The organism is Streptacidiphilus anmyonensis (assembly GCF_000787855.1).
Taxonomy (GTDB): Bacteria; Actinomycetota; Actinomycetes; order Streptomycetales; family Streptomycetaceae; genus Streptacidiphilus; species Streptacidiphilus anmyonensis.
On record NZ_BBPQ01000035.1, the window covers coordinates 47,110 to 53,389 of the forward strand.

Genomic DNA, 6,280 nt, shown 5'->3' on the forward strand with positions numbered 1-6,280 from the left:
GGGCGTCGGGGTCGGTGGGGTTGCCGTTGATCGCGGTTCCGGTGCCGCTGGCCAGCCACAGGCTGCCCGGGCCGGTCTGGGCGGTGCCGTGCCAGGCGACTTCCCAGGAGCCGTCGGCCATGGTGACGATGGCGGGGCTGGTTCCGGTGGCGACGCCGAGGGTGTCCGGGTCGGCGGGGCTGCCGGAGATGACCGTTCCGGTGCCGCCCGCGAGCCAGAGGCTGCCGGTGGGGTTCTGGGTGTCGGCTCCGTGCCAGGCGACCTCCCAGCCGCCACCGGCCACCGCGGTCAGCGCGGGGCTCGTGTCGGCGGCGATGCCGAGCTTGTCCGGCTCGGCGACTGACGTGATCGTTGTCCCGGTTCCGGTGGCGATCCACAGGCTGCCGGTCGGGTTGTCGGTGTCGGCTCCGTGCCAGGCGGCGACCCAGCTGCCGTCGGCGTGGGTGATGATCGACGGCGAGGTGCCCGGCGCGACTCCCAGAGCGTCCGGGTCGGCGGGGTTGCCGGAGACGGTCGTCCCGGTCCCGGACGCGAACCACAGGCTGCCGGCGGCGTTCTGGGTGTCGGCTCCGTGCCAGGCGGTCTCGAAGCCGCCGTTCGGCAGCGCGGCCAGGGACGGGTTGGAGTGGGCGCTGACGGTCACGTTCAGCGGCGTGGACGCAGGCGAGGTGCCGCCGGAGTTGCTCGCGACAGCGGTGAGCGTGTGCGCGCCGCGCGTCGCCGTCGCGGTGTCCCACTCGAGGGAGAAGTCCGGACCGGATGTCGAGGTGCCGATCACGTTGCCGTCCAGCTTGTAGGTGACCGAGCCGGCCCCCGGGGCCGAGGCGGTCAGCGCGATCGTGCCGGCGAGGGGGCCGGACGGGACGGAGATCTGCGGAGCGGCGGGGGTGTTGTTGACGGTGAAGTTGATCGGTCCGTAGGGATGGTTCTGGCCGTCGATCTCGTTCGCGGTCACCGAGATGGTGTAGGTGCCGTTGGGCACGGTGGTGGTGTCCCAGGTTTGGGCGTAGTTGTCGGCGCCGGTGCCGCCGTCGATGTACTGGGTGCCGCCCGGTCCGGTGATCTTGTAGGTCAGCGAGTTGATGACCTTCTGGGAGCTGGCCATCGCGGTGAGGTTCAAGGTGCCGGAGACCGTCCGGCCGGCCGTGAGGGGGCTGCCGCCTGCGTCGATGCCGACGTTGAAGCCTGCGGGGACGGTGCCGCCGCTGGTGGACGCGCCGGCGCTGACGTAGCCGAGGACCCACATGTGGTAGCTCCCCGCGAAGAGCTTGTCGTTGGGGTTCCACGCCGCGCCGTTGCCCTCGTCGGTCTGGACGGTGCTGGTGGACCACCAGGGGCTTCCGCCGCCGCCCTCGTCGCCGCCGATGTCGGACAGCAGGCCGTTGCTGTAGTTGGTGACGAGGGCGATGTGGGAGCCCTGGGTGGGGTAGTTGTTGTCGCCGAAGATGACGGCGTCTCCGGGCTGGGGGGTGTAGCCGCTGCTGAGGGTGTGGTAGCCGGGGGTGCTCATCCAGGAGGGCACCGACGCCGGGTCGCTGGCGGGGACGGGTATGCCGGCCTGCTGCCACACCCAGGAGACGAAGTCGCCGCACCAGTACTCGCCCTTGCCGCCATCCGCGCTGCAGCTGCTGTCGAAGCCGGTGCTGCCGGCGCTGTTCGTGCTGCAGTACCCCTTGGCGAGGTTGGCGTCGGCGATGTTCACGACCTGCGCGCCGGTGGCGGCCGAGGCGGGCGTCGCGCCCAGGCCGAGGATGGTGACGCCGCCGAGGGTGGCTGCGGCCAGTGCGGCGAGGGTGCGGAGCTTGGTGCGGTTGCGTGCAGAAGAAGGCATGGGTGTTCCCCCGAATTGTGTGGTGAAGGTCAGGTGTGCGGCGGTACGGGCGTCGGCGGTGCGGCAGGAGCGGGCGGGCCGACGGGCCCTGGAAACCGGTCGTCCCGATTCGCGAATTCGTGTCGCGGTGTTTCCGGGCAGGGCCCGTGAATTGCGTCGGCTTGATTTGTCGGCCGGGCGCGTGTTCAGTGCGGCGCTGTGGCGGTCCAGCCGGGGAGGGAGGCGAGGAGGCGGGTGACGGCGGCTGCGACGTGCTGGGCGCCGTCGGTTCCGTCGCCGCTGAACCACAGTCCGAGGTCCACTCCGCTGGGTCGGGGCCGGGTCCGCATGTGTTCGATGCCGGTTCCGGGGTCCAGGTGGGCCCACAGGGTGTCAAGGATCCGCTCCGCGTCGGCTGGGCTGGGCTGGTGCAGGTCGGGGCGGGTGAGGATCAGGTGGACGAGGTGCATGGCTCTCCTAGTCCCAGCCGATGCCGTCCGTGTGCGCCGGGCCCGCCGTCGACGGCGCCGGGGCGTCGGCGGCCGCGCCGGTGGGCGCCTGGTCCCAGCCGATGCCGTTCGTCTGCGCCGGCGTCACCGCGGAGGTGACCGGGGCGCTCGCTGCCGCCGCGGACACCGGGGCCTGGTCCCATCCGATGCCGTCACCGAGAGCCGTCGTCGACGCGGCGGCAGTGGCCCCGAACGCGGGAGCGGCGACCAGGACGGCGATGGCTGCGGCGCGGACGATTTTCGACATGACGGTCCCCCGGATCGATAGTGAAATCATTTGTTGATTGCCGGATGTGATTTACCGTCTTTCCGGTGTTCTCTTTCCGTCCGGCGTTCTGGGAAGAGCATGCAGGTGCGGCTGCGGTGGCGGGAACGGGTACGGCCGGGCACCAAGGTGCCCGGCACCTTGGTGCCAACCCCGTGCCCGGACGTCCGGTGTCCGTTGCGCGGTCGGCCGGGCCCTGACAAGATCGCTCCTGCTCGAACTGGTCTGCTGGCGTCACGACGCGCACGGGGGTGCGGCCATCATGGTGCTCGGTGTCCTTGGTCTCGAACCGGCGGTCGAGGCGGTGTACGCGGCCCTGCTGCAGCATCCGCAGTCGGACCTGGCCGGCCTCCTGACCCTCACGCGGCTGCCCGAGGCCGGGGTCCGGGCGGCACTGGACGATCTCGCCGACCGCGCGTTCGTGCGCCCCTCACGGGACACACCTGGCGGGCTCCGGGTCGTCAGCCCCCAGATCGCTTTGGACCTGATGGTCCGCCGGCAGGAGGAGGACCTGGCGCGCCGGGCCCAGCAGCTGGCCGCGAGCAGGGCGGCCGCCGCCGAGGCCGTCGCCGCCTTCGGCTCGCTTGCCCCCAACACGCCCGTGGACGGGGCGGAGCGCCTGGTCGGGATGGACGCCATCGACGCGAAGCTGGAGGTCCTTGCGAAGGAGCTGCGCCGCGAGTGCCTGTCGGTGATGCCGGGCGGGGCCCAGTCCCAGGCCAGTCTGGACGCCTCGCGCCCGTTGGACGCCGACGCGCTCGGTCGCGGGATCGCGATTCTGACGCTCTACCAGGACAGTGTCCGCAACGACCCGGCCACGCACGCCTACGCGCACTGGCTGACCGACAACGGCGGCGAGGTCCGCACCGCGCCGCTGCTGCCGCCCCGGATGCTGATCTTCGACCGCGAGGTCGCGGTGGTCCCCGTCGATCCCGCGGACACCAAGGCCGGGGCGCTGTGCACGCGCGAGCCCGGCATCGTGGCCTCCCTCACGGCCGTCTACGAGCAGGCCTGGGCCACGGCCGTGCCGCTCGGCGCGGCCGCTCCCCGCGACACGGGCGGCGGCCTCACCGGCACGGAACGCGAACTGCTGGCCCTCCTGGCCCGCGGCATGACCGACGAGGCCGCGGCCAAGCGCCTGGGCATCGGACTGCGCACCGTCCGACGCCAGATGGCGGCCCTGATGGAGCGCCTCGGCGCCAGCAGCCGCTTCGAGGCCGGCCTCAAGGCCGCTCAGCGCGGCTGGCTGTAGCGGCAGCCACGAGACGGCGGCGTGGCCGCCCGGATGGACTTGGCGGGAGCTCCCCGGCGCGCCCCGCGAATGCCAGTGATCGCGTGTCAGGGCTGCTTCTGCCGAGCCTAGGGGGCGGGCAGGCGCGCGGCGTGGCGGGCCGTCGCTTCGGTCCGAGGCCGACCTCGGCGGGAATCAGATCGAAGCCGGTCGCCGCGGCCCGGTGCGGCAACCCACGGAACCGGGCGCGCCGACCGCACAGGACGCGCCGCTCCGGGCGGTCGGCCGGATCCCGCGGCAGGCGGGCCGGGAGGAGGATGTGCCGCCGGGATCCGGCGGGCGAGAGGGCGGGACACTCACATCAGCGGGAGCCGTCCGGCGGTGGGGCCGCCGGCGGCGACGGCGGCCAGGTAGGCGTCCGCGTCGTAGCCGTGCGCGGGTCTGACGGACGAGGGGCCGGGGGGTCGCCCTCGCGTACGGCGGCTGCGAGGGCGTCGGGTCGAGTCCTTCGCGTAGAGCGGCCTGCAGGGCTTGCCCTCCTCGCGACGGTTCCGGGGCCGCTTGCCGTCCGAGGTCCGCCCGTTACCGGTTACTTTCACGACGGACCCGCTTCGGGCTGCCTTGGTTACCTCTGTGATGCGCCGTCCGGCAGCGGGTAACCAGCGCTAACGCGCGGACGGTGTTGGTAACCAGTGCGGTCACCGCACCCGTCACCGGTAGCCGGCGGCACCACGACCGCACCGGTGGCCGGGGCCGCCCGCAGGGCCGAGGGGCTACCCATGGGCTGCGCCACGAAGCGGCGGGCCTGGTCGGTGGGGTCGGCCGTCTGCGCGGTGGTGTACTGCTGGCCGGCCGCGCCGGCCCTCAGTGCGCCGTTGGGGCTGGCGGGCCGACCGGGTCGGCGGGGTGGGCGGCCGAGTCGTCGACGGTGTCGCGCGCGCCCGGCGGGTGTCGGACCGGGCCGGGTCGTCGGGCGCGGGCGTCGCGGCGCAGGGCGTTGCGGGCGCGTTCGAGGGTCTGGCGGGTGGCGGGGGTGTCGCGCTCGCCTCCTGGGGCGGGGGCCGGGTGTAGCGGCCGGCGACTTTGTGGTCGGCGGGGTGGCGGTCGATCCCGCGCGGGACGGGCACGGTCGGCTCGATCAGCGCGGCGCGCTCGCTGCCGGACGGCTGCCGGACGGTTGCCGGTCGGGGGCGGCGGGGACCGGGCCGGTGATGTGGCTCGTCCTTCTCGCCGGCTGGTGCGAGGCGCTGCGACACACGAGGTTTGTCACTGCCTCGCTACCTCGGAGTGATCGGATCGGGGTATCTACTGTGGTTTGTCATGATTTTCCGTCAGGTGTCCTGTCGTGCTTGCTTTCTTGTCGCGTGGGGGTGCGGGGCGCTTTGCTGTGAGGAGAGGTGGACCCGCGGATGAGCGCTCGCACGCGTGGACAGGGCTGTCTGTCGTGGTATCGGGTCGGCCGTCGGTGGCCCGTGGCCGTGTTCGACAGGACCGCGGTCGGTGGGGCCGCCCCGGTCGGTGCCGTCGTCGTGTCCGGTCCGGTCGGCTCGGGTGGACGGCGTGGGGAGCGCGGTGTGGGGGTGGTGTCGGTGGGGTGCGCGGTGCTGTCCGGTATGGCGCTGCTGGCGGCCGCGGCTCCACCGGTGGCCGCCGCACCGGTGGGGGCCGCGCCGGTGCGGGCGCAGCGGGCTGATCCGTCGCAGACCTTGACCTTCACCGGCGCTTCGCAGACCTTGACGGTTCCGGCGGGGGCGGTGGTGACGATCACCGCGGACGGCGCGGGTGGCGCCGACAACACCGGTACCACCTGTTCCGTCACGGGGACCGGTGGGTCGGGGGCGCGGGTGGTGACCACCCTGCCGCAGACCACCGCGCCGACGACCTTCACCGTCGACGTCGGCGGCACCGGCGGCAAAGGCTGCAACGGCACCGGGACGGGGGGTGCCGGCGGGTTCAACGGCGGCGCCCCAGGGGGGAGTTTTCCGCTCAGTGGTCTCCAGTTTGAAGGTCCGGGTGCGGGCGGGGCCTCCAGCATCAGCACGGGCGGCTCCCTGCTGGTGGTCGCCGGGGGCGGCGGTGGCGCCGGCGGCACCGGAGCGGGCTCCACGGGAGGCAACGGAGGCAACGGGGGGACAACGTCGAATGCCACCGGCGGTACCGCGGGAAGTGCCACCGGCCCTGGGGCTTCGCCGGGGCAGGGCGGGGGCGGTGGCAGTACCGGTACCAGTTCCGGGGGTGCCGGCGGGGCCGCCGGCGCCGTTCCACTGTGTGAGGTCACGAACGGCGGTCCGGGTGGCGGGTTCTCCGGCGCCGCGGTCGGTACCGGCGGCGCCGGGGGCAGCTTCGACGGCGGCTGCGCCGCCTCCCGCATCGGTACCGGCGGCGGCGGTGGGGGTGGGTACTTCGCCGGCGGGGGCGGCGGCAGCGGTGCCGTCAACGGCAGCGGCACCTCGGCGGGCGGGGGC

At 73.6% G+C, this 6,280-nt stretch carries 4 protein-coding genes and 1 pseudogene; 2 read left to right on the top strand and 3 right to left on the bottom strand.

Going from position 1 to position 6,280, the window contains the following annotated elements; translation table 11 throughout:
* From TR50_RS25845 to TR50_RS25855, 3 genes are all read right to left on the bottom strand, one after another.
* Positions 1–1,831: Ig-like domain-containing protein (locus tag TR50_RS25845; RefSeq protein WP_042426680.1), on the bottom strand; the 1,831-nt coding region annotated here is incomplete at its 3' end.
* Between the two features lie 185 nt (positions 1,832–2,016).
* Complete coding sequence (locus TR50_RS25850) at positions 2,017–2,280, bottom strand: hypothetical protein (protein ID WP_042426682.1); 264 nt, start codon at positions 2,278–2,280, stop codon at positions 2,017–2,019.
* 7 nt (positions 2,281–2,287) lie between these two features.
* Positions 2,288–2,566 carry a hypothetical protein gene (locus TR50_RS25855; RefSeq protein WP_042426685.1) on the bottom strand — a complete coding sequence of 93 codons (279 nt, stop codon included), beginning with the start codon at positions 2,564–2,566 and terminating at the stop codon, positions 2,288–2,290.
* 280 nt (positions 2,567–2,846) lie between these two features.
* Between TR50_RS25855 and TR50_RS25860 the strand changes: the two genes are divergently transcribed.
* Entirely contained in the window at positions 2,847–3,836 is a 990-nt protein-coding gene (locus tag TR50_RS25860) for a LuxR C-terminal-related transcriptional regulator (RefSeq protein ID WP_369405783.1), read from the top strand.
* A 1,451-nt stretch (positions 3,837–5,287) separates the two neighbouring features.
* Positions 5,288–6,280 (top strand): annotated as a pseudogene (locus tag TR50_RS47015) (hypothetical protein); the annotation flags it as partial.

Excerpts from the sequence above, each read along its gene's own strand:
- TR50_RS25850 (WP_042426682.1), bottom strand. The coding sequence starts at position 2,280 with ATGCACCTCGTCCACCTGATCCTCACCCGCCCCGACCTGCACCAGCCC.
- TR50_RS25855 (WP_042426685.1), bottom strand. The coding sequence starts at position 2,566 with ATGTCGAAAATCGTCCGCGCCGCAGCCATCGCCGTCCTGGTCGCCGCT.
- TR50_RS25860 (WP_369405783.1), top strand. The coding sequence starts at position 2,847 with ATGGTGCTCGGTGTCCTTGGTCTCGAACCGGCGGTCGAGGCGGTGTAC.